General features: G+C 68.5%; 20 protein-coding genes. 12 read left to right on the forward strand and 8 right to left on the reverse strand.

Features of this window, described 5'->3' with window-relative positions:
• Positions 1–23: 23 nt before the first annotated feature.
• Genes WME90_RS24450 through WME90_RS24460 form a run of 3 tightly spaced genes read left to right on the forward strand, consistent with a single transcriptional unit; the run spans position 24 to position 4,746 of the window.
• Positions 24–2,510: a type VI secretion system Vgr family protein gene (locus WME90_RS24450; protein ID WP_437283654.1), complete on the forward strand. Its 2,487-nt coding sequence runs from the start codon at positions 24–26 to the stop codon at positions 2,508–2,510.
• Between the two features lie 56 nt (positions 2,511–2,566).
• Positions 2,567–2,944 carry a hypothetical protein gene (locus WME90_RS24455; protein ID WP_437274388.1) on the forward strand — a complete coding sequence of 126 codons (378 nt, stop codon included), beginning with the start codon at positions 2,567–2,569 and terminating at the stop codon, positions 2,942–2,944.
• Positions 2,945–2,958: 14 nt separating this feature from the next.
• A complete protein-coding gene (locus WME90_RS24460; RefSeq protein WP_437274389.1) occupies positions 2,959–4,746 on the forward strand; it encodes a hypothetical protein in 1,788 nt (595 codons plus the stop codon).
• A gap of 7 nt (positions 4,747–4,753) precedes the next feature.
• Here WME90_RS24460 and WME90_RS24465 read toward each other — a convergent pair whose 3' ends face one another.
• On the reverse strand, positions 4,754–5,425 hold the full coding sequence (locus WME90_RS24465; RefSeq protein ID WP_437274390.1) for a peptidoglycan-binding protein: 672 nt from the start codon (positions 5,423–5,425) through the stop codon (positions 4,754–4,756).
• 1,238 nt (positions 5,426–6,663) lie between these two features.
• Between WME90_RS24465 and WME90_RS24470 the strand changes: the two genes are divergently transcribed.
• From WME90_RS24470 to WME90_RS24480, 3 genes are read left to right on the forward strand one after another with little or no spacing between them, the layout of a single operon-like run.
• The gene (locus tag WME90_RS24470; RefSeq protein WP_437274391.1) at positions 6,664–8,361 is read left to right on the forward strand and encodes a protein kinase domain-containing protein; all 1,698 of its coding nucleotides are present in this window, start codon (positions 6,664–6,666) and stop codon (positions 8,359–8,361) included.
• A complete protein-coding gene (locus tag WME90_RS24475; RefSeq protein ID WP_437274392.1) occupies positions 8,358–9,476 on the forward strand; it encodes a hypothetical protein in 1,119 nt (372 codons plus the stop codon). The genes WME90_RS24470 and WME90_RS24475 overlap by 4 nt, the downstream gene beginning before the upstream one ends.
• Before the next feature lie 4 nt (positions 9,477–9,480).
• A complete protein-coding gene (locus WME90_RS24480) occupies positions 9,481–9,747 on the forward strand; it encodes a hypothetical protein (RefSeq protein ID WP_437274393.1) in 267 nt (88 codons plus the stop codon).
• 112 nt (positions 9,748–9,859) lie between these two features.
• On the opposite strand, the gene WME90_RS24485 is transcribed toward WME90_RS24480, so the two are convergent.
• The 3 genes from WME90_RS24485 to WME90_RS24495 all read right to left on the reverse strand — a co-directional run bounded on the left by WME90_RS24485 (position 9,860) and on the right by WME90_RS24495 (position 13,687).
• Positions 9,860–11,083 carry a hypothetical protein gene (locus WME90_RS24485; protein ID WP_437274394.1) on the reverse strand — a complete coding sequence of 408 codons (1,224 nt, stop codon included), beginning with the start codon at positions 11,081–11,083 and terminating at the stop codon, positions 9,860–9,862.
• Positions 11,083–12,672 (reverse strand): hypothetical protein, encoded by a 1,590-nt coding sequence (locus WME90_RS24490; RefSeq protein ID WP_437274395.1) that lies wholly within the window; start codon positions 12,670–12,672, stop codon positions 11,083–11,085. Before WME90_RS24490 ends, WME90_RS24485 begins: the two co-directional genes overlap by 1 nt.
• 373 nt (positions 12,673–13,045) lie before the next feature.
• A complete protein-coding gene (locus WME90_RS24495; protein WP_437274396.1) occupies positions 13,046–13,687 on the reverse strand; it encodes an MmcQ/YjbR family DNA-binding protein in 642 nt (213 codons plus the stop codon).
• Positions 13,688–13,813: 126 nt separating this feature from the next.
• Between WME90_RS24495 and manA the strand changes: the two genes are divergently transcribed.
• On the forward strand, positions 13,814–15,013 hold the full coding sequence (gene manA / locus WME90_RS24500) for a mannose-6-phosphate isomerase, class I (protein WP_437274397.1): 1,200 nt from the start codon (positions 13,814–13,816) through the stop codon (positions 15,011–15,013).
• Between the two features lie 49 nt (positions 15,014–15,062).
• Here the strand turns inward: manA and WME90_RS24505 are convergent, their stop codons facing one another.
• Genes WME90_RS24505 through WME90_RS24520 form a run of 4 tightly spaced genes read right to left on the reverse strand, consistent with a single transcriptional unit; the run spans position 15,063 to position 18,848 of the window.
• Entirely contained in the window at positions 15,063–15,419 is a 357-nt protein-coding gene (locus WME90_RS24505; protein ID WP_437274398.1) for a hypothetical protein, read from the reverse strand.
• Positions 15,416–16,189, reverse strand: coding sequence for a nitrate reductase cytochrome c-type subunit (locus tag WME90_RS24510; RefSeq protein ID WP_437274399.1), 774 nt, complete (start codon positions 16,187–16,189; stop codon positions 15,416–15,418). The genes WME90_RS24505 and WME90_RS24510 overlap by 4 nt, the downstream gene beginning before the upstream one ends.
• A complete protein-coding gene (locus WME90_RS24515; protein WP_437274400.1) occupies positions 16,186–18,609 on the reverse strand; it encodes a molybdopterin-dependent oxidoreductase in 2,424 nt (807 codons plus the stop codon). The genes WME90_RS24510 and WME90_RS24515 overlap by 4 nt, the downstream gene beginning before the upstream one ends.
• Entirely contained in the window at positions 18,606–18,848 is a 243-nt protein-coding gene (locus tag WME90_RS24520; protein ID WP_437274401.1) for a hypothetical protein, read from the reverse strand. The genes WME90_RS24515 and WME90_RS24520 overlap by 4 nt, the downstream gene beginning before the upstream one ends.
• A 268-nt stretch (positions 18,849–19,116) precedes the next feature.
• Here WME90_RS24520 and WME90_RS24525 point away from each other — a divergent pair, with 268 nt between their 5' ends.
• From WME90_RS24525 to WME90_RS24545, 5 genes are all read left to right on the forward strand, one after another.
• Positions 19,117–19,743, forward strand: a complete 627-nt coding sequence (locus WME90_RS24525; protein ID WP_437274402.1) for a hypothetical protein — start codon at positions 19,117–19,119, stop codon at positions 19,741–19,743.
• Positions 19,740–20,642, forward strand: coding sequence for a 4Fe-4S dicluster domain-containing protein (locus WME90_RS24530; RefSeq protein ID WP_437274403.1), 903 nt, complete (start codon positions 19,740–19,742; stop codon positions 20,640–20,642). Before WME90_RS24525 ends, WME90_RS24530 begins: the two co-directional genes overlap by 4 nt.
• A gap of 15 nt (positions 20,643–20,657) precedes the next feature.
• Positions 20,658–21,920: a sulfate reduction electron transfer complex DsrMKJOP subunit DsrP gene (gene dsrP / locus WME90_RS24535; RefSeq protein ID WP_437274404.1), complete on the forward strand. Its 1,263-nt coding sequence runs from the start codon at positions 20,658–20,660 to the stop codon at positions 21,918–21,920.
• A gap of 298 nt (positions 21,921–22,218) precedes the next feature.
• Complete coding sequence (locus tag WME90_RS24540) at positions 22,219–24,036, forward strand: hypothetical protein (protein ID WP_437274405.1); 1,818 nt, start codon at positions 22,219–22,221, stop codon at positions 24,034–24,036.
• Positions 24,037–24,467: 431 nt separating this feature from the next.
• A complete protein-coding gene (locus WME90_RS24545; protein WP_437274406.1) occupies positions 24,468–26,123 on the forward strand; it encodes a carboxylesterase/lipase family protein in 1,656 nt (551 codons plus the stop codon).
• The last annotated feature ends 60 nt before the right edge of the window (positions 26,124–26,183 follow it).

The raw sequence follows: 26,183 nt of genomic DNA on the forward strand, positions 1-26,183 counted from the left end.
CCGCTAGACTACCATCGTTCGCGATGGTCGCCGCATTCACGTCGACAGGTTCTTCCGCGGGCATCGCACCGTTCACGCTCACGGCCGATCGCTGGTCCCCGGCCGATCTCCCCGTCGTCAGCATCCGCGGCACGGAGCAGATCTCGCGGCTATACCGCTTCGAGATCCTCCTTGCCCGCGTCGAGCACGCGCCTTCCGCGCTCGAGCGCGATCTCCTCGGGCAACCGGCGCGACTCGCGCTCCTCTCCGGGCCGGGCGAGGGACGCACGGTGCACGGGATCGTGCGCCGCATCGAGGCGGAGAGCGCGCTCGGCGATCAAGGCGGCCGGCACGGCTACCGGCTGTGGCTGGCGCCGCGGCTGTGGCTCGCGGGGCGCGGCAGGAACAGCCGGATCTTCCAGGACCTCACGGTGCCCGGGATCGTCGACCGGATCCTCGACGACTGGGGCTTGCCCCGCCGGTGGCACCTCGCGCAGGAGCACGCGCCGCGGGCGTACTGCGTGCAGTATCAGGAGAGCGATCTCGATTTCCTGCAGCGCATCCTCGCGGACGAGGGCATCTTCTTCCACTTCGAGCACCCGGACGATGCGGGTGTGGGCGAGCGCGAGGTGATCGTCTTCGCGGACGACCCTCACCTCGTGAAGGCGATCGACGGTGAGCCGGCGCTCGAGGCCCGCGAGGGCGACGGCCTGTCCACGCGCGAGGGCGACGTGCGCCGCTTTCGCGTGCGGCAGGAGGTGCGGCCGGGCGCGGTGCTCCTCAAGGATTTCGACTTCGTCCGACCGGCGTTCGATCTGCGCGCGGAGGCCCGCGTCGCCGCGAGGGAGGATGCGTTCGATCCGGCGCAGGTCCGGGTGTACGACCATCGCGGCGAGAGGGAGCGATCCCGGCTCGATAACGCGGTCGCGCGGCTCCACCTGGAGCAGCACCGAACAGGCGCATCCGTCGGCGAGGGCGAGACCCGATGCCGCCGGATCTTACCGGGGCGCTGGTTCGAGCTACGCGGCTGCCCGGCGGAGGGGCACGACGGGCGCTACACGATCTTCCGTGTCGACCACGATGGCTGCGTTCCGGAGCGGCAGACCGGTCAGGACGAGGCGCGGGAGACCTACCGGAATACGTTCCGGTGCGTGCCGCTCGACGTGGCGTTTCGCCCGCGGCGGCCACGGCGCGAGCTCCGGCAGGTGGTGGAGACCGCGACCGTCGTGGGCCCCCCGGGACAGGAGATCCATACTGACGAGCTCGGGCGGATCAAGGTTCACTTCCACTGGGACCGCGAGGGCGAGAACAACCCGAGCAGCTCCTGCTGGATCCGCGTCGCGCAGGCGTGGGCCGGGGCGGGATGGGGGTTCCAGTTCATCCCGCGCGTGGGGATGGAGGTGCTCGTGACCTTCGTCGGCGGTGACGTCGACCGGCCCATGGTGACCGGGTGCGTCTACAACGCGCAGCACCCGCACCCGTTTGCGCTGCCTGCGAGCAAGACGAAGAGCGGGCTCGTGACGCAGACGACCCGCGGGGGCGGCGGGCACAACGAGCTGAGCTTCGAGGATCGGCGCGGGCACGAACGGGTGCATGTCCATGCACAGAAGGACCTCGATATCGCGGTCGAGAACGATGAGACGACGCGCATCGGCGCGAACCGAACCGAGCACATGGGGGGTAACCGATTCACGCTGGTGGGGGGTAACAGCTTGAGCAGTGTCGGTGGTAACCTGACGCATACCGTCGGTGGTAGCGAGACGTCGGTGGTTGAGAGGGATCGTTCCTCGACGGTGCAAGGCAACCTTTTCGACGTCGTTCGGGGCCGAATCGAGCAGACCATCACAAAGGACGCGAGTCTCGCGATCGGCGGTCATGCGCATGGCGAAGTCGTCGGAACGTGCAAGGTTACGGTCGAGAGCGACTGCACCACGCGCGTTCGCGGCTGCTCCACGACAGTCGTCGGAGAGCACAATTCGCTACGATCGCACGTACTCCATACCGAGGGGCCATCGCGCTTCACAAGCGTCGAAACAACGGAGATCGTCTCCGAGAAGGAGATCGTTCTTCGCTGCGGTTACAGCACCATCCGCCTCGCCAGTGACCGGATCGAGCTTTCATCACCATCAATCACGATCCAGGCAGACGGCAGCGGCGTCAAGCTAGGCGAAGACGAGGTGAAGGTTCGAGCCAAAAGACGAGCGCTCGTTGCCTCCGACGGCAAAATCCTCCTGGTGTCCTCCGGCGCAAGCGTACGTCTCACCGAGGAGGCGAAGGTCGGCGGCACCAAGGTCAAGCTCGGCTCCGCAGAGTCTGTATCCGAGTCAATTCTGGAGGCATCGCTCACGCGTACACGAATCGAGCTGGTCGACGAGGGGAACAACCCCATGGCATACGAACGGTACCGCCTAACACTGAGCGACGGCTCGCAGATCACTGGCATCCTCGACAAGCACGGCACGGCCGTGCTCGAGATCGAAGGCGTGGCGTCCATCACGTTCCCCGACTTCATTGATGTGGAGGAGCAATGAGCCGCGCCGAACGGATGCCCTTTCAGCCTGCGAGGTATTAAGGTAGAATTCGGGAATTGGCGGACGGAGCGACGAATATGCCACAAAATCTTCACCCAACCCTCTACGTGGCCCGTGCAGACGGCGATCAGGTCGAATACAACACCGTGGGCTTCGGCGGGCCGTGGGTGTACCTTCAGCTCTTTGACCATGCGTACCGCGAGCCGCTCTCGGGCGTGAGCTACACGCTCCGTGGCGTGACCACCCGGCACTTGGTGCAGGGCATCACCGATAGTGACGGTGTCCTCTATCATGACCGTCTCCCCGATGATGGCTATGAGATCACGTGCCGCGGCACGCGCGAATTAATTCCACTCTACTACGACGACGATCGGTCCATCGTGTACGACCCCTGGCCGCTACGCCTTCGTGCCCTGAGGAACGATCGCCGCTAACGGAGGTCCACCCTATGCCGCTCATCCTCCGCTTTCGTCTTCCGATCGGTGCCACGGGGCGCCCCGCACACGGTCGTCTGGGTGTAGCCCTTGAGATCGCCGGCGATGACAGCGCCATAACCGACGGCGATCCAGGAAGGATTAAGCTTTTCGAGGTCACCGAGCGGAACGCCGCAGCCGAGGAGCAAGAGCCGCGTCTGCTCGCAATTTTCCAGGGTACCTGGCACCGCCGTCCGGGGCAGCGCGCGGACACTTTCGCCGTCACCTTCGAGATCGGCGCGGCGCCCGACGAGCGCATTCCTCCGGAGCCGGCATGGGAGGTCCGTGGATTCGAGCCGGAGTGTCTGCCGTTCGTCGGCGGTGACTACTTCCTTCTGTTCTTTTTGAACCGAAAATTTCCCATCTGCTTCCCATTCTTTGTGGCGTCGAATGAGGGGGACCATCTCGAGATCCAAGCGTTCGCAGAATATGGTCTCGAATCGTCGCCGAGCAAGCTCGAGCATCCGTCCCAGGTGCTGAACCTCCCGATCAGACGCAACGGAGAGGTGCAGACGACCGACGGTTCCCGCTATACCGACGAGCTGGTGGGCTGCGCGGTGCTCTACCACCGTCACTATCTGGCACGTGGGATACGAAAGCTTCACACGGCGGAGTGGCATGCCGAATCCATCTCCACATTGCTGCCGATCCCACACCCGAATCCTACGCCGGATCCACGGCGACAGGAGAGCTCGAACTTCCAATCCTACGCTGCGCTCCCCGCCGATCAGAAGATCCGCGTGGTGCTCCGTGAGGAGCTGTTTCGCGAGCTGTTCCATCATCATCAGAACGCCTGGTGGACGGCGCCTGCTCTGGCCTCTCTTCCGACGCGCGACGAGGTGATCCGGCATTTGATCCCCATCGCTCGCAATGCAGCTGTGAATTTGATCCGCGATCGTCTCATCGACGCGGGCTTCACCGACCCGCAGATCCTTATCCGCGAACAGCTCGACGCGTCCCACGCGCTGAGCGACCTCTATGATAAGGCATCACGTCTTGAACATGTCACCATTACGTTCTTCACTTTCTTCGTGGTGTCTTCCCCGTCGCTCTCGACGGTCGGCCGTGGCGAAGCAACCGACGCTGAGGGCGTACCGACACAAACGCTCATGGTAGAAGGTCAGGAGTGGGATTATTGGCTGCCCACATCGTTCCCGATCGGAGGCGGTACGAAGCGCGTCACCGCCCCTATCCGGGTGAGGGCCGCATTCTTCCGCGATGTCGCAACGCCGCCACTACCCAGAGATCAGACGACCCAACTCGCAATGTCGGAGTTCGAGCGCACGATTACCAAGGCCGCCCAAACGATCGGAACGATCATCCTTCACGAGATCGCCCATTCACTGGGCATGATGCACGAATGTCTGGTGGTCTCGTCGGCCAGCAGCACCGGCAGTGAGGCGCACGAAGAGCGCTTGGCGGCTTTCATCCCGTCGATCATGTGTAGTTCTGCTGAGAGCAGCCCAGCTGACGCACAGCCGTTCTTCTCCAACCAATGCAAGATCATCTGGCAAGAATGTTTTGGTCTCTCTCCCAACTTTCCCACTGCCCCTCTCAGGAACCGAAGCTGGGCGACCGGCACGTGGGTAAGTACGGACTGGAGCGCGCGCAATCGACCGCTGTTTGCGCAGAGGATCAGCGGAGGCCTGGGTACCATCAGCCGCGATGCGGGCGTTCGCAACCCCTACGCCCGACGGAACGCCGAAGACCCATTCGCCGATGGGCACACGCCGAACCCACAGAGTGGCAACTTCCGACCCTGATCGGCGCTCAACACCCGTGTTCGCTGACGAGTGAGTCGCGGGTCGGGTCGTCGATCTCCCCCGTCGCATTGAGCCCTTGCTGCTGCTGGAAGCGCCGGATTGACGTCTCGAGGAGCGGGCTGGGTTCGCCGTCCACTTCCCCGAAATAGAGACCGAGATTGCGGAGCCGCCCCTGGATGCCAGAGATCGTCGCCACTGGATCCAGGTAGCCTACCCCGACTACGTAGTATCCGAGCTCTCCCCGCTCTCCGAGCGATACGATGACCCGGCGCGCGTGAAGTGGGATCGCGACATCGATGCACCCATATTTGTCTGTCTGCGTCTCGATATCGCGTCCATTGAGCGTGCGGACCATAACGGGCTTGTTACTCAGGACCGCAGCGCCATGCACAAATCTCAGCTTGAGCCGCGTCTGGGCGCGAATTTTGAACCGGTGGGTCTGCCCCTCCTGGATCGAGAGCGAAGGAGGGCTCGCAGGTGGGATGGTCACAAGGTCGCCCGGCAGCAGTACTGCGGGGTTCTTCCGGGTGACCCGCAGAGAGCTGTTCGCTTCGTGATCCCACAGGTCGCTCCAGCGGTGCCCATAGCGAGCCGCGATGGAGAAGATGCACTCGCCCTGGGACACGACGTGTTGTCCACCGCCCACGGGCCCTCCCTTCCCCTTGTTCGTCGCAACCATCGCGCAAATCTCCTCCCGTCGCCCAGAGCATAAGGAGAGCCCGATGCGCTCCCGGTTGTCAAGCCCGATCTCCTCGCGATGCCGGGGACGCGAGGTCTCAAGAGCGGCGCCCACATCAGGATGAGCACCCGCCGCTTGAACAGCCTGTCCATCTGATTACTCATTGGCAGTAAAATCTCCACGCACACCGAATTGCCGGAACTTCCGCAGCTTAATTTCCTTAATATTCGATATGCGAAAAGAGGACGTAAGCTTCCCGATCTCTACTGAGCTTCGACTTCGAGAGTACGGCTGCCAGTGGTCGGGCTATTCGGCCGCCCAACTGGCAGGTGCCGCAGTCGCTGCGCTCCGCTCGCCTGTCAATTATTCGGCAAGACGTGCGGAACCGCCACAGGAATAGCCATGCTGAAGCGTCTCTATGGACTCGGCACGCACAATGAGAAGCAGAACGAGGATGTTCATGCTTGATAGCGCATCATGGCACCGCGCACGTTTTCCCATGCGACGGCATTCGCGGCCTCATCGTGGGCATTCCCGTAAAGGCGACGCTCCCGCCCGGCGTGGCTTTCTAGACGATGGCGGGACGGGGGCGAAGAGCCTGCTATTCTGGCACCGTGAGGCCGAGGACGGCGAGCAAAACGCGACTAGACAGGGGGCCGCGTGGGAAGCCACGCCGAGCTTGACGCGGCTGACCAGGCGTTCTGGGATCAGGCAAGGCCGCGGCGGCGCGCTTCGGTGCCTCCATCGCGCTTTCGCTGACCGCGTAGAGCTCACGACATCCCGATGTACCTGCCCCTCGATTTGGTCTAGATGCTTTCGGCATTCGCGGATGCGGGGGTGCGGTACCTGGTGGTCGGCGACCATGCGGTGTCCCTACACGCACGCCCCAGGATGACGAAGGATCTGGCCCTGTGGCTCGACGCCCCGCCTGAGAACATCGAACGCACGTGCGCGGCGCTTCCTCGTGAACAGGCGGGCGGTACAAGAGCTGCGCGACGTGCGCGCGATCAAGCGCGCCGCCGGGGCGGAATCGCGGTAACGCCGAGGGGTGCGCAGAAAGCCCTGAGGCTTGCGCTCGTCCCCCGTTTCCGCGTCCTAAGCGCTAGCGCTTGCCCGGTCGCCAGGGGATCTCCTACAATGGCGCCCTCCTGCTCGCATGACGCGCTCGTCGAGAGGCACGGCGGCGGACCTGCATCGCGTGACGCAGCACCTGGGACCACTGGAACGAGGCGTATGCCATGACTCAGCTCGCTCGACCCGGAGATCTCCTCGCAGGGAAGTACCGCGTGGAGAAGGTGCTCGGCGAGGGTGGCATGGGCGTCGTCCTCGCCGCGAGGCACCTTCGCCTCGACGAGCTGGTCGCGATCAAGCTCATGCGGCTCAAGATGGCGCAGGACGCCGGTCTCGTCGAGCGCTTCCTTCGTGAGGCGCGCGCGGCGTCGAAGATCAAGAGCGAGCACGTCGTGCGGATCAGCGACGCCGACACATTGGAGTCGGGCGCGCCGTACATCGTGATGGAGCACCTCTCGGGGCAGGACCTCGCATCGAAGCTCCGGGACGAGGGCAAGCTGGGCATCGCCGAGACCGTCGGCTTCGTCCTTGAAGCGTGCGACGTTCTCGCCGAGGCGCACGCCCTCGGGATCATCCACCGCGACCTGAAGCCCGCCAATCTGTTCCTCGCTGCGACCCGGGACGGCGGCACGCGTCTCAAGGTCCTCGACTTCGGCATCTCGAAGCTCGTGAGCGCCGGGGACACCCAGGACATGACCCGGACGGCGACGATGCTCGGCTCACCCCTGTACATGTCGCCGGAACAGATGCTCTCGACCCGCAACGTGGACGCGCGCACGGACATCTGGTCGCTGGGCATTGTCCTCTATCAGCTCCTCGCAGGAGAGGCGCCCTTCCGGGCCGAGACGATACCGCAGGTGTGCGCGCTCGTGCTGCAGACCGACCCGCGTCCTCTGCGCGAGTTCCGGCCCGATGTGCCCGCCGGGCTCGAAGCGGTGGTCGACCGCTGCCTTCAGAAGGATCGCGAGAGGCGCTTCCCGGCGGTGGCAGACCTGGCATCAGCCCTGGCGCCGTTCGGCCCCTACGGCTCGCGGCTCCTGGCCGATCGAATCTCGCGCCTCCCCCGCATCGGTCCCGACGCCAGGACATCGCTCGGCTCCGGTGCAGACCATCGCGCCCCCGACCCCGCGCTGCCGTCGTCCGGGACCGTCGCGCTCACGCCGGCACCTCGTCCTTCGGAAGAGTGGGCAGGCACCACAGTGGCCGCCACACCGCCCCCTCCCGAGTCGCCGCCGCAAGCCACCAGGGCAGCGAGCGTGCCAGTGGTGCACGCGGCCGCGCCACCCCCTGCACCGGAAATGCCGACGGCAGGAGCCCCAAACGACACGAGCACGGGAAGACCGGCCGTCGGCTCAGGCGTCAGCACGACAGTGCCCTTGGAGGCGGGCGCCGCACCCAAGAAATCCGGCGCTCCGGGGGCGCTCGCCGTCTTCGCGGCCGTCGCCGCGGTGCTCGGGCTCGGCGCCATGGCGGGCTTCAGGCTGCTGCGAAACGACAGCCCGACCGGAGAGGGCGTGACATTGATGGCGTCACCTCCGGAGCCGGCAGCGCTCTCGGGGCAGCCGAGCTCCGAAGTGCCGCCGCCGTCCGCTCAGCCCTCCATGGCCGGCGCTGTGCCGACACACGATCACCGGGCTGGCCAGCCAGAGCCCATGTCGACCAACTCGGCGACGCCGGCAACGCTCACCTCTGCATTGCCAGCAACGAACCTCCCCGTCGACAGCACGGGCGCGCCCCCGCCCCCGACGGCCCAGCCTCCAGTGGCTCCTCGCGCCGCCCAGGTAGAACCGACGCCGGCATCGCCTCCCACACGCCCTGTTCGGGCTCCGTCCCCAAACGACCCCTTCAGAAAGCGCCCCGATTGAGCAAGGCTACTGGACTTCGATCCCGCGCTCGTGCGGCGGGGCTCGCCGCGTGCATCCTCGCGACGGTCACCCACGCGCCGGACGTGCACGCCGATGCGGGCGACGCAAAGCAGAGAAAGGCGGACGCCCTCGCACTCTTCGACGAGGCACTCGAGCTCACGGCGCAGGGCAAGTACGCGGAGGCGTGCCCGAAGCTGGAGGCGAGCCTGCAGCTCAACCCGGGCACCGGCACGCGGTTCTACCTCGCCGACTGTCTGGAGCACGTCGGCCAGCTGGCCAGTGCCTGGATCCACTACGTGGACGTCGTCGACGCGACGGCCGCGACCGGCCAGAAAGCAAAGGAGAAGTACGCGCGCGCCCGCGTGGACGCGCTGGAGCCTCGGCTCACGCGGCTCGCCGTGGTGGTGTCCGACGGCGCTCGGAGCACGCCGGGGCTCGCGGTGCGGCGCGACGACGCCGTGCTGGTCGAGGCCCAGTGGGGCGTGGCGGTCCCGGTGGATCCCGGGCCGCACAAGGTCTCCGCCACCGCCATCGGTATGAAACGCTGGGAGACAACAGCAAAGGTAGACCAAGAAGGACAGACGGTCACCGTCACTGTCCCACCGCTCGAGCGCGCGGAGTCTGCGCCTCCGTCGGCGACTGCGCACCCCGCACCGACCACGCCGCTCCCCGGCACCGCGCCGCTCCCGGACATGACGTCGCCGTCCCCGGTCGACTCGACGGCCCCGATGACCGGGAAGCCCATGAGCGATCTGGGCTCGCCGCTGCGCACCGCCGGGCTCGTCGCCGGCGGGGTCGGCCTGGTCGGGCTCGCCGTCGGCGCGGGCTTCGGCATGAACGCGCTGTCGAAGAACCGGGAGGGCACCGAGCATTGCTATGTTTCGAAGGGCGGCGCTTCGAAGGCGTGTACTCCCAAAGGCGGCGCGCTGCTCGACGACAGCGCGGCGGCCGCCACGGCCTCCACGGCGAGCTTCATCGCCGGCGGCGTCGCGCTCGCCACCGGTGCCGCCCTCCTGCTGCTCGCGCCGCCCGCGAAGCCGCGCTCGCGCCGAACGGACGTCGCGACCGGCATTCTCCTGGGCCCCGACGGCATCTCGCTCGTGGGGAGATGGTGAGAAGATGAGGAGATCTCCACGACGCTCGCACGGGTACGCAGCGGCGGCCGTCTACAGCGCCGCGCTGACGAGCTGCCTGTTCCTGGACAACGAGTGGCACCCCTGCGACACGACATGCACCGGCACGTGCATGGCCTGCGAGGAGACCAAGACCGGCGAGCCCGACGGTACGTGCGCCCCCGTGAAGGCGAACACGGATCCCGACGACGAGTGTGAAGGTGGAGACTGCGGCAGAGACGGTGCGTGCGAGGCGACGAGCGGCAGCCCTTGAGCGGAGCCCGCGCTCGCCCGTCGGCGCCCAGCGCGCGCGACAGCGACCGCGTGTCGCTGCCCTCGAACGGGCGCCGTCCCCCGCGGAAGGGACGCCGGGCGGCGTCCGAGCCTCAGAACGCCACGGACGCCTGCAAGCCCACGCTCACGCCCGCGCCGCCGCTTTCCGGCTGGCGCGCCTGATAGCCGCCGCGGAGCGCGGCGGAGACCGCGTCCGACAGCTTCAACGTCGCCTCGCCCACGAGCCGTATCCCCAATTTGCGCGCAGTCGGCATGTCCGTGACCTCGATCATCGGCGCCAGCGACAGCGAGTCTCCCGCAGGGAAGTCCACGCGGCTGTAGAATCGGGAGCCGAAATAGGTAGGCTTCCACAGCCCGATCGTCTCGCCCCCCAGCGTGATCTTCGAGCCGTACGGATCGCCGAGGAGCAGTGCGCCGCCCAGACCCATGGCGAATTCATCCTCGGTGAGGCCAGCGAGCAGCTCCGCCTCCACATGCCATGAATCCGAGCTCCGGAGCCGAACGCTCGGCGCTGCGTAATAGATGCCCGCCTTATAATCCTCCCCATCCTCCCTCCTGCCCACTCCCGGCGACTTTCCTCTCATGGCCCCGGCGCGCATGGAGAACTCCGCAACCGTCCGGAGCAGTCGATACGTGTACGCGAGCTCCGCTTTCCAGTAATGCTCGGCCACCTTGAGATCGCTCGCTGTCTTGCTGGTGGGGCGCGCTCCGAAGTCGACGTACTCGAACCTGGCCGACGCCGTGCTGCGCCGCCCGCCGAGCCGCTTCAGCAGCGCGCGCTCCACGGCATTGATGGGCGCCTCGGCCACCTGCACGTGGTGCATGCGCGCGCGCGAGGCGAAGACGCTCGCGCGGACGCCGTCGACTCGCTCCGTTTCGATCGTGTAGTCGAGCCCCGGCGGCGCCATCATCTCCGCCGGGATCACCGCGACATAGGCGAGCGAGGCGCTGCCCGACCGCTGAAACACCGCCGACCCCAGGGCTCCATTCGGCAGCTTGTAGACGACGAATGCCTGTCGAAGCAGGTGGGCATTGTCGAAGTTCGCCTCGATGGAGAGCGCCTCTCCGGACTTGCCCACCGAGACCGGCGCGTGGACCATGCGCACCACCGTCGCGACGGCCGGCGCGACAGCCGGGCTCGCGGAGGCCCCCGGCGCCGCTTCCTGTGCTCCCGTCTCCGCCGGCGCTCCCGCCGGAGCATCCCCAGCCGATGCCGTGGCCGGGCGCCCGGCCGCCAGGACCGCCGCGCACAGAGAGGCAAGCACGCGCCCGAACGAGCGCGCCGAGATGGTCACGTCACGTGTCTGGCCGAGCATCACCACTGGTAACTCACCGCCGCGCCCACACCTGGACCCGAGTGCTTGATGTTCCGCCCCTGATACGAAGCGCGCACGCTGAACACCAGGGTGTCCAGGGCCCTCCACCCCAGCTGGAACACGCCGCGCGCTCCGACCTCGCCCGCTCCTGTGGACACGCCCTTGCCTTCCTCCGCATCTTCCTCGGGGGCCCCGGCAGCCGGTTTGGCCTCCGCTCCTGCGGGCTGGTTCGTCACCTCCACCCGGAACAGCATCGGGAACCTCCAGAAAGAGGCGAGTTCCAGCTGCGTGATGCCGCGGGCCCCGATGCCACCCAGGAACTCGCCGCCCAGGATCAGGTTCGTGTGCTTGTCGTTGCCGAGGCGGAGCATGGCGTGCCCGCCGCCGGACAGCTTGCCCTCGCCAAGCCCGACGAGGGCGCGACCGATGAGCGACGCCCCGTAACTGAAGCCGACCTCCGTTTCGAGATACCCGTACGTGAGCCCCACCTTCCGTGGATCGAGGCCGAGCTTATCGAGCTCATACACGGTGCCACCGTAGCCGCTGTACACGCCGAACCCCGTCCGGAGCGCCCGGATGCCGGCGTCGCCATACCGGAGGCTCACCATGCCCTCAACCTGTAACATGTAGTCGTTGAGTTCGACCCCGTTGTAGCTTGCGAAGTCGGTGGAGACGGCCACCGTCTTCTCGACCGGCGCCGGCTCATGATCGGGGAGCCCCGGATCGAGCTTCAGCTCTGCCGGCTCCGTGCTGGTGCCCACGACGGCGACCGTCTCGCCGGCTCTCGTCGCGGCCTCTGCGAAGAACTCCATGCGTTGTTCGCTGAGCGCGCTGGCAGGGATCACCGTCGAGAAATACCCGTGGCCCATCGGCATCATCGGGAACGGCTGGTAGTTGGGCTGCTTGGGCACTCGCAGGTGGACGACCGCGCCTGCAGCCTCTTCGCGCAGCTGCATCCCGAGCTCGAGGGGCACGCCGGCGACAGCTCCGACCGGCGTGGTGAAGGCGAGGAGGAGTTCTCCCTTGCCGCTGGCCTCACCCTTGGTCTTCTGCTCCGAGTCCTTGCGCTCGGCGACCATCGTGCTGCGCAGCGCCTCCGCCTCCTCGTTGAGCACCGACACGAAACGGCTGGACGGCGACGCGCGCACGTACTTCTCGTACGCGTCGATGCGCGCCGCCGGATCCGCCCCTTTCAACCCCTCGAACATCGCCGCAAGGGCGGCGGCGTCGGGATCCCCCGCCCGCGGCGCATTGCCCGACGGGACGTCATACGTGGAATCGCTCGCCGCCTTCGCCGGCTTGTCAGGCTTCTTCGCGGGCGCCGGAGGGATCCCCGAGGCGATCACGACGTCGCCTGCCGCGGGCGTCCTGGTGACTGTCCCGACCACCTGGGCGAGAGAAATGGTCGGGCGAAGCTGCACGATCTGCAGCGTGCCGATGAGGAACCGATCCGTGATGGTCTTGCCGGTGACGGGGTGTTTGAGCCGGACGGGACGCCAGAGCTGCACCCGGGCCCCTTCGGAGACGCCTGTGGTCTGCCCCAGATCGAGAAGGAGATCCCCGCCCTGGATCTCGAGCACAGTCCCCATGGCTTCATCGGCGCGGGCCTCCCGCTCGCCAATGAGGGGCAACGCGCTCGCGGCAAGGATGCGCACGAGGAACAGAAGCCTGTTTCGAGAGAGCGCGCGCATTCACAGCACCTTCTGCGAGCGGATCCTGGACGTCACCGCTTCCCCCACCTCAGCAACGGTGCTCACATCATTTGCATAAATTTCGCACTCTGGGAAGAGGGAAGCAGCGCGCCTTCCCGCGGAGCTGGCGCCCGGCGGGTCCAAGCTGGCGCGTCTGTCTCGACGCCCAGCCGGACGCCAGCCCACGCAACCGGTCGGGCGTGCGAGGAAACGCTCTCGCTACTTGCGGGAGCGCTGCACTCGCTGCGCCGGCGCCACGTCGCCCCCGGCGTTACGGGCTTCCCTTGAGCCCTTTCTTAGCCGCCGCTTTTTTGGCCGGAGCCCCCTTTTCCGTCACCGCCTTTTTGGCCGGAGCCCCCTTTTTCGCCCCTGCCTTCTTCCCCGGAGCACCCTTTTCCGCCGCCGCCTTCTTCGCCGCAGCCCCCTTCTTCGCCCCCGCCTTCCCCGGCGCAGCCGCCGTCCCCCGCGGCTCTCCTTTGCTCGCCGCCGTGCGCTCCCCAGCAGCCCTCTTCTTCTCTGGCTTCCCCGGCGCCAGCGCCGCGCCATCCAGCAATTGCAGCACCCGCTTCGGCGCCACCGCGCGATAGCTCTCCTCGATCCACTCGAGCATCATCGCCTCGGGCACGCGGTCCTTCGGGCCGAAGCGCGCCGTCACCCAGCCGCTCTTGCCGAGGTTGTACCTCGAAGGCTCCGCGAACGGCAGCATGAGCGCGGCCTCACCCGACTGCGGGAGCTTGGCCGTGACACGGAGCTTCCCTTCGTGGCTGTTGAGGAAGACGAAGATCTTCCCGCGCACCTTGACGACGCGATCACCCCAAGGGAACTCCTCCACGGCCTCTGGATAGGCCAGCGCGGCGTCGCGCAGCCTCGAAAGAATCGGCGTGAACCGCGCGTCGTCCCCGGGCGTCGTCATCCGGCGAGCGTAGAGCGCTCGCACGAGCCGGTAAAGCCGGAACCGCGCCCGCTCACGGCCCGCTCAAGAGCTGATTTCTTCGCTTCGCTGAGGTAGGGTGCCGCCTTGCAGGAGCACGTTATCCGTATGTTTTCGCTCGAGAACCGTGTTCAGGAGTACGCCTGGGGCTCGCGGGACGCCATCGCGACGCTGCTCGGACAGGGCCCCTCCGACAAGCCGCAGGCCGAGCTGTGGATGGGAGCCCACCCGGCGGCCTCCTCGTGCATCGAGCTCGACGGGGGCCGAGAGCGCCTGATCGACGCCATCTCCAAGCACGCGGACGCCTTCCTCGGCGGACCGACGCGCGATCGCTTCGGCGCTCGGCTCCCCTTCCTGCTCAAGGTGCTCGCGGCCGACCAGCCGCTCTCGCTGCAGGCACACCCGGACGAAGCGCAGGCGCGGCGCGGGTTCGACGCGGAGAACGCCGCCGGCATCCCGGTCGACGCCCCCGAGCGCACCTACCGCGATCCGCACCACAAGCCCGAGCTCATCTGCGCGCTCACCCCGTTCGACGCCCTCTGCGGCTTCCGGCCGGCCGCGGCCCTGCCGGAGATCTTCGAGCTCCTCGCCGGAGGCCCAGCGGACGCGCTCGTTCCGCGCGGCGCCGACGCGATCGACGCGGCCGCCGTCGCGCGGCTCGTCCAGGGGCTGCTCGCGCTCGAGCCGGCCGCCCGGCGCGAGCTCGTGTCCTCGGTGGTCGAGGCGTGCCGGGCGCGCGCCCAGGCAGGCGGATGGCTCGCGCGGGCCGCTGGCTGGGCGCTCCGCCTGCACGAGCTCTACCCGGGCGACGTCGGCGTCGCGATCGCGCTCCTGCTCAACGACATACACCTCGATCCGGGCGAGGCGCTGTACCTGCCGCCGCGCCGGCTGCACGCCTATGTGCAGGGGGTCGGCATCGAGATCATGGCGAGCTCCGACAACGTGCTGCGCGGCGGGCTGACCCCGAAGCGCGTCAACGTCGACGAGCTCGTGCGCGTCCTCGATTTTGCGCCGTGGCGCGTGGAGCCCATCGTGCCGCGCCAGGTCGGCGCGGAGTCCTTCTATGACACCCCGGCGCCGGAGTTCCGGCTCTCCCGCATCGAGCTCGACGGCGCGTCCTCCTGGAGAACCAACGATCGCCGCGGCCCGGAGATCGTGCTCTGCACCCGGGGACAGGCCTCGCTGGTCGACGCGCGCGGCGCTGCCCGCGATCTGCGCCAGGGCGGCTCGATCTTCGTCCCGTTCTCGTCGGGCAGCTATGCCATCGAGGGACGCGGCCAGCTCTTCCGGGCCACCGTCGGCCTCTGAGACCGCTTTCCCTGCTCATCGAACGACGGCGCCACGCGCGCGCATCGCGCTATCCCAGGGCGTCCTCGTGCCGGACGCGCACGAGGCGCACGCCGGACGGCGTCCGGAGCAACGTGTCCCACCACTCCGAGCCCGCGAAGCGATAACGGATCTGCACCCCGAGCGCCGTCCCATCGCCGAGCGCGCGGCGGGCGACGGCGAGCTCGTCACCCCCGCTTCCGGCCGGCGGGAGATCCCCGGCGCGGGCGGTCGCACCGCCCTTGATCGATACCGAGACGAGCTCCGCCGCCTCCGCGATGTCGAAGAAGAGCTGATCGAGGGTCGCCGCGTCCAGCTCCGCCTCCTGCAACGGCGGCAGCGGCCTCTCGGGCCCTATCTCCGTCTCATCCGTGACTTGGAGCTTCATGGCCTGTCCGCTCCCATGCTCGGCGGCTGCCACGCCGAAAAAGGCCTCGGCGCGTGCTGATCCAGCTCGGCCGACGGGGCGTGGCACTGGGTGCAGCTCTGCCGGTAAGGGTGGGTCGAGCGTATGCCGAGGGCGCCATGAACGCCGTGGCAGCTCGCGCACTCCGAGCGCATCAGCGTCGGGTGCGGGATCGTCGGCGGCGCGCCCTCGTAGGCGCGGGCGCCTCGCCGCGGCGAGGCCATGCCCGCAAAGCTGTTGTCGGGGGCTGGCGGCGTCTCCGCGAGCGGCCTCGGGTCGTCGCCGACGACATGGCACTGCGTGCAGCTCTCGTAGCGACGGTGGCTCATCATGGGCGCGGTGAGGTTCGCGACGCGCAGCCCGTGCTCGTGGCACGAAAGGCAATCCGGGGCGCCGAGCTGCTCGATGCGGTGCGGGATCGTGGGCGGCGCGCCGTCATAGGCGCGACGGGAAGCGCGCCGCCCGAGCGCCGCCTCGCGATCGGCCTCCGACTGCTCGACAGGCGCGTAAAGATCGGCGCGCGCCGCCTCGAGCCGGCCGAATGCGCCCTCGTACATGCCGGCGTTCGGTCCGTACGCGCGCTCGCGCATGTCGGCATAGCTGCGCGCCTCCACGCTCGCCGACGGCGCCGGGGGATCGCCGCGGAGGGCCGCCACGCCCTGCGCCGTGCCGCGGACTCCGGAGAAGTAGCCGACCGCCGCGATGGCGACGATCGCCGCGAGGCCGACGTGGAGGCTGCGTGCGTCCTTCATCGCGCCTCTACCCGCTTGCCCTGCGGCTTGCGCCGGATCCTGACCGCGCACTTCTTGTAGTCCGGCTGCTTCGAGAGCGGATCGTACGCCTCGAGCGTCGCGCGGTTCACCATCACGGTCTCATCGAAGAACGGCACGAACACCGTGCCCGGCGGCGGCGCGCCCCGGCCCTCGATCCAGACGGGCAGCTCGAGGGCGCCGCGCCGGCTCTCCAGGATCACGACCTCGCCGTCGCCGACACCGAGCCTCCGCGCGTCCTCGCGGTTCATCTCCAGGTACGACTGCGGCATCGCCCGCTGGAGCTGGGGTATCCTCATGGTGAGCGACCCCGTGTGCCAGTGCTCGAGGACGCGGCCCGTGCACAGCCAGAAGGGATAATCGACGTCGGGCGACTCGGGCGGCGGCTCGTAGGGGTGAAACCAGACGAGCGCCCGGTCGTCCCTGGTCACCGAGTGGTAAAACTGGATCTCGTCCTTCGTGGCATAGGGGTCGTCGAACTTCGCGAAGCGGAACCGCGTCTCCCTCCACGTGCCGTCGGGCTGCTCGACCACGGGCCAGCGCAGGCCCCGCGCCTTGACGTACTCGCGGTAGGGCGCGAGGTCCTTGTGCTTGAAGCGGCTGAACTCGCGGTACTCCTCGAAGAGATGCTCGTCGACGTTGACGTCGTAGTAATGCTTGTAGTCCCAGACCGGCACTTCCTTGCCGTCCTTGCGGACGTCGAACAGGAAACGACCGTCCTTGTCCTTCATCCCCGCGAAGCCCATGTCGTGGAGCTTGCGCGCCACGGCGATGATCTGCCATGCATCGTCCCGCGCCTCGCCGGGCGGATCGACCATCTTGAACCACTGCTGCGTGCGGCGCTCGGAGTTCCCGAACATCCCGTTCTTCTCCACCCACATGGCCGAGGGCAGGACGAGATCCGCGGCGCGAACCGTGGCCGTCGGGTAAACGTCGGACACGATCAGGAACTTGCCTGGGATCTTGCGGCTCGCGTCGAAGAGCTCGTTCGTGTTCGGCAACGACTGGCCTGGATTTGTCACCATCACCCAGATGGTGTCGATGTCACCCCCCTGCTCCTTCGGCGTCGAGAAGCGCTTCCAGAGGTCGACCGCGTGGTAGCCGGGCTTCGGGTTGATCCGCCCCTCGGGCAGCTTCCAGAGGTGCTCGGCTTCCTTCCGGTGCTCGGGGTTCGTGACGACGAGGCCGCCAGGGAGCCCGTTGGCGACCGTGCCGACCTCGCGCACCGTGCCGCAGGCCGACGGCTGGCCCGTCAGGCTGGTCGGGGCGTCGCCGGGCTTGCCGAAATGGCCGCTGAGCAGGTGTACGCCGTGCACCAGATCGTTGATCGCGGTGCCGCGGGTGTGCTGGTTCATCCCCATGCACCAGAGGCTCGTGATCCGCAGATCGCGGCGCCCGAAGAGCTCCGCCAGCATCCGGATGTCCTTCGCGGCGACACCCGAGATCGCCTCCACCCGCTCTGGCGTGTACTCGGCCAGCGCCATCTTGTACTCGTTGAAGCTCATCGGCTGGCCCTCGAGCGTCGGGTGCTCGGTCCGCTTCCGGAAGCTGCAGAACCTGTCGACGAACGCCTTGTCGAACGTCCCGCGCTCGACGAGCAGGTGCGCGATGCCGTTCGCGATCGCGAGATCGGTGTTCGGCTTGAAATACAGCGTGTGCTGGCAGAAGGCCGAGGTGCGCGTGCGCCGCGTCGTGAGATCGATGAGGAGCACCTGCTCGCCCCTCGATCGCCGGTCGACGACGCGCGAGAAGAGCACGGGGTGCATCTCGGCGGGGTTGTTGCCCCACATGAGGAGGACATCGCACTTGTCCAGGTCCTCGTAGCAGCCTGCCGGCTCGTCCACGCCGTAGGTCGAGAGGAAGCCTGTCACCGCCGACGCCATGCAGAGGCGCGCGTTCGGGTCGATCTGGTTGTTCCCGATCCCCGCCTTCACGAGCTTGTTCGCCGCGTACCCCTCGGGGATCGTCCACTGGCCGCTGCCGTAGAGCGCGAACCCGGCCGGGTTCTGCGCCGCGCGCCGCGCGATGATCGCGATGGCCTCATCCCAGCCGATGGGCTCGAGCTTGCCGTTCTTGCGGAGCAGCGGCCTCGTGAGCCGGTCTCTACCGTAGAGGGCCAGGCCGACGTGATACCCCTTCACGCAGAGCAGGCCCTTGTTGACGTCCGCGCTCTGGTCGCCCGCGACCGCGACCACGCGGCCCCCTTTCACGCCCACCTGCACGTGGCAGCCGGTGCCGCAGAACCTGCACGGCGCCTTGTTCCAGACCACATCGGAGGCGGCGCGCGCCGCGGGCGCCGCCTCGGCGGCGGCGACCCCGTCCTTGCCAAGCGCGAGCCGGCTCGCGGCCACGGTCGCCGCGCCCATCGCAGAACACCTCAGGAAGTCACGGCGATCCATCATGGCTCCAGATCCGAGAAGTCGACCGAGATCACGTCGACGAAATCGACCCCGTGGGTGCGGAACACCCGCTCCACGAGCTCTTCCCCCGCGAGCAGCGTCGCTGTCTCGGCGATCGCGGGTAGCCTCGATCCGACCGGAGGACCGAGCGAGAGCGCCGCCTCCGCGGCGAGCGAGCGACACGCGCGCTCTCGCGCGCTGGGCTCGTCGGAAAGCGTTATAACAAGAGCGCTGATGGGCATTGGCGTGCCAGCTTGATCGGGTGGATGGGGTCGAGCGGGTCGAGCGTCGCATCACGACATCGCAAGGTCCGGGCCACGCGAGATCGCTTCTGGACGGCCGGAGCATCGCCGCCTGCGGCCTGCGCCCCACCGGCGCTGCCCCGCGCGGGAAGACCGACGGGAAGCGCAAACGGTGCGTCCGGACGCGCGCCCTGCACCGTGGGGCGCCGCGGGCCACAGCGACGCCCCGGACGCGCGATGGCACGTGGCGTGCGATGCGGCCCGCGTCGTGTACTCCCCTCTTCCTCTTCCTCATCCCGGGGCCGCCGCGCTCCTGGGCCTCCTGTGCGTGGCGCACGCGGCAGGCTGCCAGGATCGCGACCAGCCGCTCGGGCTACGCCCCGCGCTCGACGCGACGCCGATCTCCTCCGCGAGCATCCACCGCCCTGACAAGCTCTCCGGCGTCCCCACCGACAAGCGGGACTCCCTGGGCCGACCGATCCGCGCGGCGTGCGTGACGTGCCATTCGCTCCGCCGGCCTGAGGCGCTGCCCACCTCGACGGCGGAGCTCGACGAGTTCCATGTCGGTCTGAGGTTCGAGCACGGAGGGCTGAGCTGCGCCTCGTGCCACGTGATCGGCGAGCAGGACACGCTGCGCAAGGCCGATGGCTCGCTCCTCCCGATGCGCGACGCCATGCAGCTCTGCGCGCAGTGCCACGGACCCCAGCTCCGCGACTATGCGAGCGGGGCGCACGGCGGGATGAACGGCAGTTACGCGGGCGGAGCGCGGGTGCGCAACCACTGCGTCGACTGCCACGATCCGCACGTGCCGGCGTTCCAGCCGTCGATGCCCGTCCTGCCCCCGCGCGACCGCTTCGTGGAGGCGCACGGCGCTGGAGAAGGAGCCCACCGATGACCCAGACATCCAGGCGCGTCGCGCTCAAGGTGCTCGGAGCCACGCTCGGCGCCTCCGCCTTCGCCCACGCGATGGAGCCGCTCCGCGCGTGGAGCAAAGACCTGTCGCTCGATCAGTTCCTGACGCGCCATTACAAGGAGATGACGAAGGACGAGCTCGCCGACGTCATCCATCGCCTCGAGCGGGAGACGCGCGAGGAGTACGGCCGCGAGGTCACGATCCGCGACGTCCGCCCGCAGGAAGGGGTACAGTTCGGCTACGCGCTCAGCCTGAGCGTGTGCATCGGCTGCCGGAAGTGCGCCGAGGCGTGCCACGTGGAGAACAACCACGATCGGCGCACGAACAACTCCTATATCCGCGTGCTCGAGATGGATCAGGGAAGCTTCGACATGGAGAAGGGCGACGCGACGTACGAGCACGCCGTGCCCGCGAAGGGCAAGTATTACATGCCGGTGCAGTGCCAGCAGTGCGACAACGCGCCTTGCGTGAAGGTCTGCCCCGTCCAGGCGACCTGGAAGGAGCCCGACGGCATCGTCGCCGTCGATTACAACTGGTGCATCGGCTGCCGCTACTGCGAGGCCGCCTGCCCCTACCACGCGCGGCGCTTCAACTGGACGAAGCCCGAGGTGCCCGCGGACGAGATCAACCCGGACCAGGGCTACCTGTCGAACCGCATCCGGCCCCAGGGCGTGGTGGAGAAGTGCACCTTCTGCCTGCACCGCACGCGCGAGGGCCGGATGCCGGCCTGCCTCGAGGCCTGCCCCACGGGCGCGCGCGTCTTCGGCAACCTCCTGGATCCGAAGAGCGAGATCCGCTGGGTGCTCGAGAACAAGCGGATCTTCATCCTCAAGGAGGAGCTCGGCACGCGGCCGCGCTTCTTCTACTTCTTCGACGTCTGAGCGAGCGGAGCCACGATGGACAAGGAGACGCACGCCATCACCTACCCGCGGTTCCTGCTCCGGATCATCGGGCAGAGCTTCGACGGCTCGTGGCGCTTCTATCTCTGGATGACCGTGCTCACCGCGATCGCCCTCGTCGGCGCGAACGCCTGGGCCCACCAGCTCGCCGAGGGCATGCGGGTCACCGGCATGAGCGACCACGTCTCGTGGGGCCTCTACATCGCGAACTTCACCTTCGGCGTGGGGCTCGCGGCGGGCGCCGTGATGATGGTGATCCCGGCGTACCTCTACGACGACCACGAGATGCACGACGTCGTGATCCTCGGCGAGCTGCTCGCGATCGCCGCCATCGTCGTGTGCCTCTTGTTCATCGTGGCCGACATGGGGCGGCCCGACAGGTTCTGGCACATCTTGCCCGGGCTCGGGCGGTTCAACTGGCCGATCTCGATGCTGACCTGGGACGTCATCGTCCTGAACGGCTACCTGTTCATCAACCTGCACATCTCGGGTTATCTCATCTACACGAGGTACCTCGGCAGGAGTCCGGACAAGAAGTGGTATCTGCCGTTCGTCTTCCTGTCGATCGGCTGGGCGGTCTCGATCCACACGGTGACGGCGTTCCTCTACTCGGGCCTCGGCGGCCGGCCGTTCTGGAACTCGGCCCTGCTCGCCCCCCGCTTCATCGCCTCGGCCTTCATCACGGGCCCGGCCTTCGTGATCCTCTTGCTCCAGCTCGTCGCCCGGCTGACCCGGCTGCGCGTGGGCGACGGGCCGATCCGCACGCTCACGTCCGTGCTCCGCGTGACCGTCCTGCTCAACCTGTTCATGCTGGGCTCGGAGCTCTTCACGTCGCTCTACACGGGGGGCACGCACAGCACCGCGGTGACCTACCTGTTCTTCGGCCTGCACGAAAAGCGCGCGCTCGTGCCGTGGATCTGGTCGGCCGTCGCGCTGAACGTGGCCTCCGCGGCGCTCCTGCACCTGCCGGCGAGCCGAGGGAGCCGGTCCTTCCTCAACGCCGCGTGCGTCGCCGCCTTCGCCGGCGTCTGGATCGAGAAGGGCATGGGCCTCATCATCCCCGGCTTCGTGCCGAGCACCCTGCACGAGCTCGTCGAGTACGTGCCCTCGATGGCCGAGTGGAAGATCACGGCGGGCATCTGGGCCGTGGGGTTCATGGTGCTCACGATCGCGATCAAGATCGCGCTGAAGGTGCTCACCGGCGAGATGTCGGTCGAGCCGCGCTCTTGTCCCCCCGCGGCGGCGAGCGCGCGCCGCTGATGAAGCCGTAGCGCTGTTGTGCGGAAGGGCGCGCCGCCGGACGCACCTCTGGCGTCTTTCGAGCGCGCGTGTCGCCCTTCGTGGTCGTTGGCCCGGAAAGTGGCACTTCCTCGGACCCTATAAAATCTGAGCCGTCCACGGATCGCTCGGGCACTGCAGGTGGCATGTGCGGGCCAGCCCGTTGACCCAGGGCGAGAGTGGATATCGCCTCACGTCATCGAGATTACCCGGGCGAAGGAGCGCTGAGCCGCCCTGGCGACCGCGTCGCATTTCCACTTGCAAGAGGGAGGACACTTCAATGAAGATTGCCGAGTACACTCGTCTGGCTGCGCAGGCCGCCGCCGTCGCTCTCCCGCTCGTCGCGCTGGGCTGCGGGCCTGACCCGGAGAAGGTCGGCGACGAATGTGCTCCGGATGACGGGTGCCCGAACGGCCTCGTGTGCGCCGAGGGCGGCGAGGACCACATCTGTTATGCGCCGCCCGGGGCCAGCTGCGACGCGGGCGGAACCGACTATTGCCTCGGCGACGCCGTCTGTGGTGAGGACGGCACATGCAGAGTTCCGCCTGGCGGTTCCTGCGCCGGGGACACGAAGGACTTCTGCGCGGAAGGCGCGACGTGCGGCGCGGACGCCACCTGCCAGATCCCGCCCGGCGGCGCGTGTGATCCGGCGGGCCCCGACCTCTGCCTCGACGACGCGGTCTGCGGCAAGACGCGAGATGGCGGGGGAATCTGCGGTATCGCCGAAGGTGGCGAGTGCGATCCGGAGGCCCCGTTGTGCGCCGGCGGGCTCACCTGCGCCGAGCTCGTCGCGGGCGGCCATGCGTGCTACCCGCCCGTCCTCGCGCAGGGGAACGTCTTCGACTCCGAGAGCACCTCGGGCATCGAGGGCGCGCTCGTGCTCGCGCTCGACGATCAGGCGACCGCGATCACGGACGTGACGACCACCGACGCCGCGGGGAATTACGTGCTCGAGGTCCCGGTACCCCGCACGGAGAACGGCGCGCCGATCGAGGACGTGATCTTCACGTTGCGGGCGAGCGCGCAGGACTACCAGCCCTTCCCCGGCGGGCTCCGCACCGCGCTGCCGATCGCCTCGAGCGAGGCGACCTCGGGCGAAGACGGGTGGACCATCGCGACCGCGCTGACGGACATCGCGCTGATCGCGCTGCCGGAGGACCAGCGGGGGCTGCCGAGCATCTCGGGCTCGGTGCGCGCGGACGAGCAGTCCGGCGGCGTGCTCGTCGTGGCGGAGGACGGCGACGGCAAGGGGTTCAGCGCGGTGACCGATCGCGGCGGCGCCTACACCATCTTCAACGTGCCGGCCGGCAGCTACGCCGTGAGCGGCTACGCGGCGGGCCTCGCGCTCGATCCGAAGTCCGCGGAGGTCGGCGACGCGGCGCTCACGGGCGTGGACCTGGCGCGCTCGGACGCGGCCCTCGGCTCCCTGTCCGGCACGATCAACATCGTCAACGCCCCCGGCGGCTCGACCACCAGCGTCGTGCTCGTGGTCGCGTCCACGTTCAACGACACCTTCGTCCGAGGGGAGGTGCCGCGAGGGCTGCGCACGCCGCTCAGCGGGCCGCCCGACGTGAGCGGCGAATTCAGCGTCGCCGGCGTCCCCGCCGGCAACTACGTCGTGCTGGCCGCGTTCGAGAACGACGGCCTCGTCCGCGATCCCGATCCGAACATCGCCGGCACGCAGCTCGTCACCGTGGAGATGCCGAGCCCCGGCGAGGACGTCTCGCTGCCGACCTCGTTCAAGATCACCGAGGCGCTCCCGGTGATCGGCCCGGGCGCGACGGATCCCGAGCCGGTGACGGGCGCGCCCACGCTCCGGTGGGGAGACGATGCCAGCGAGGACTTCTATACCGTGGACGTCTACAACGCCTACGGCGACCTGGTGTGGTGCCTCGGGGACGACCCGACGTGCGCGGGAGCGAACGTCCCGGGATCGAGCGGCGGAGCCGAGGTCTCGGTCGAGTACGGCGGCCCGCTCGAGCCGGGCATGTACTATCAGTTCCGCGTGACCTCCTGGCGCTCCCCGGGCGGCAGCGAGCCAGGGGCCATCTCGGCGACCGAGGATCTGCGGGGCGTGTTCTACGCCGCAGGCCAGTGAGGACCGCCCGAGCGTCCCGGGTGAACAGCTGAGCTCGCGGCGCTGCCCGCCAGTCTTCCTGAAAGCTCTCCGGCAAAAGCACAACGCGGCTCGCCGCACGCGCGCTGCGGCGGCGCGGGGCGGCGATGCTCGGTCGCGCCCTCCCCGCCCTCGTCTCCGCCATGAGTCGCCATGTGCACAGGAGGCGTTCGCTCCTTACGCCATGTCAAGACGGCTCTACCGCGCCGCACGAAGCGCTCACGACGGGCGCTGATCAGACCGCGGCACGGAAATTTCCAGCCCCGCCCCTCGCGCTTCATGGTTGAATCCCCGGGAGCACAGAACGTTGCTCCGCCGACAGGCGGCCTTCACCGTCGCCAATCGCCTCGGAGTTGCACTCTGCTTTTCACCCACGATCCCGCATTCACGGTTTGCTCTCGACGGAGACGATCATGCCTATTCGACCCTCATTGTCGCACACCATTCTCCTTGGCTTGCTCGCTGTCGCCTGCAGCTCGAGCGAGCAGGCGCCGGAGGGCCCCGGCGGCTCGGGCGGCGCCGGCGGCTCGGGCGGCTCAGGTGGGTCCGGCGGCGGCGAGGCGGCTCCTCCGCTCGTCGAGACGGAAGCGGGTCCGGTGGAGGGCGCGGTCGTCGGTGCGACGCGCACCTTCCTGGGCATCCCGTACGCCGCGCCGCCAGTCGGGGAGCTGCGCTGGAGGCCGCCCGCGCCGCACGGGCCGTGGACCGAGCCGCGGAGGGCGGTCGAGGTGGGCATCCCTTGCTCGCAGATGGACCTGCTCACGCCGGGCTTCAACGAGAGCTCGGGAGAGGACTGCCTCACCCTGAACGTCTGGACGCCCGAGCGCCCGGCGTCCTCCTCCCTGCCCGTCCTCGTCTGGATCCACGGAGGCGGCTTCGAGCTCGGGAGCGGCGGGGAGGCCGATTACGACGGCAGGGTCCTCTCCGAGACGACGGGCTCGGTGGTGGTCACCCTCAACTACCGCCTCGGCCCGCTCGGGTTCCTCGCCCTCCCGGAGCTCAGGGCGGAGGATCCCGATCACCCCTCGACGGGCGCATACGGCCTGGAGGATCAGCGCGCCGCGCTCGAGTGGGTCAAGGCCAACATCGCCGCGTTCGGCGGGGATCCGGGCAGGGTCACCCTGTTCGGCGAGTCCGCGGGCGGCATCAGCGTCTGCATGCACATGGTGTCGCCCCGGAGCAAAGGCCTGTTCCAGCGCGCCATCATCGAGAGCGGGCCGTGCGACTCCGCCGCGGACGAGGCGACGGCCAGCGCGCAGGGGCAAGAGCTCGTCGAGGCGCTGGGCTGCGCCGACGCGCCTTCCCCCCTCGAGTGCCTGCGCGGCAAATCGGCCGAGGAGGTCATGAGCGCGCTGCAGCGGGGCGAGGCCTTCCACGTCGGCGCCTCCCCGACGTGGTTCCCGGTCGTCGACGGCTGGAACCTCCCCGACGTGCCGGGCAAGCTCCTCGAGGCCGGGAGCTTCGAGAAGGTGCCGACGATCCTCGGGAGCAACGCCGACGAGGGCGCGCTCTTCGCCGTGCTCTGGGGCGAATCCGCGACCGTCGCCGACGACGCCGCGTTCGAGGCGTTCGCCGAGACGCTCGCCCCCGGCCACGCCGAGGAGGTGGTGGCGCTCTACCCGAGCGAGACCTACGGCTCGGCGCAGGCGGCGGCGAACGCGGCGCTGGGCGATTCGATGTTCGTGTGCCCGACGCGGCGGGCGGCGCGCGCGATCGCCGCCGGCGGCGCGGCGACGTACCTCTATCATTTCACCTATGCGCCCGAGAGCTCGATGCTCGGTGCTCTCGGCTCCTTCCATTCTGCCGAGATCAAGTTCGTGTTCGGCAATCCGACGCTGCTGTTGCCGGACCCGCTGACCGAGGGCGAGCTCGAGATGTCGCAGGCGATCATGGGGTACTGGTCGCGCCACGCAGAGAGCGGGGACCCGAGCGGCAAGGACGCCGTCGCGTGGCCAAGGTATGGAGCGGAAGAGGAGGCCCTCGCCATCGATCTCGAGATCGCGCCTCAGGCCGGCCTGAAGAGAGAGCTCTGCGACGCGTGGGACACCTTGGCCGCGGCGGCTCCCTGACGGCGCCCGCGCTCGAGGCCGGCCGCGGCGCCGCCGCGCGACGGTCGGCTCCGAGCGCAG

This window comes from Sorangium sp. So ce375 (genome assembly GCF_051473855.1).
Classification (GTDB): Bacteria; Myxococcota_A; Polyangia; order Polyangiales; family Polyangiaceae; genus Sorangium.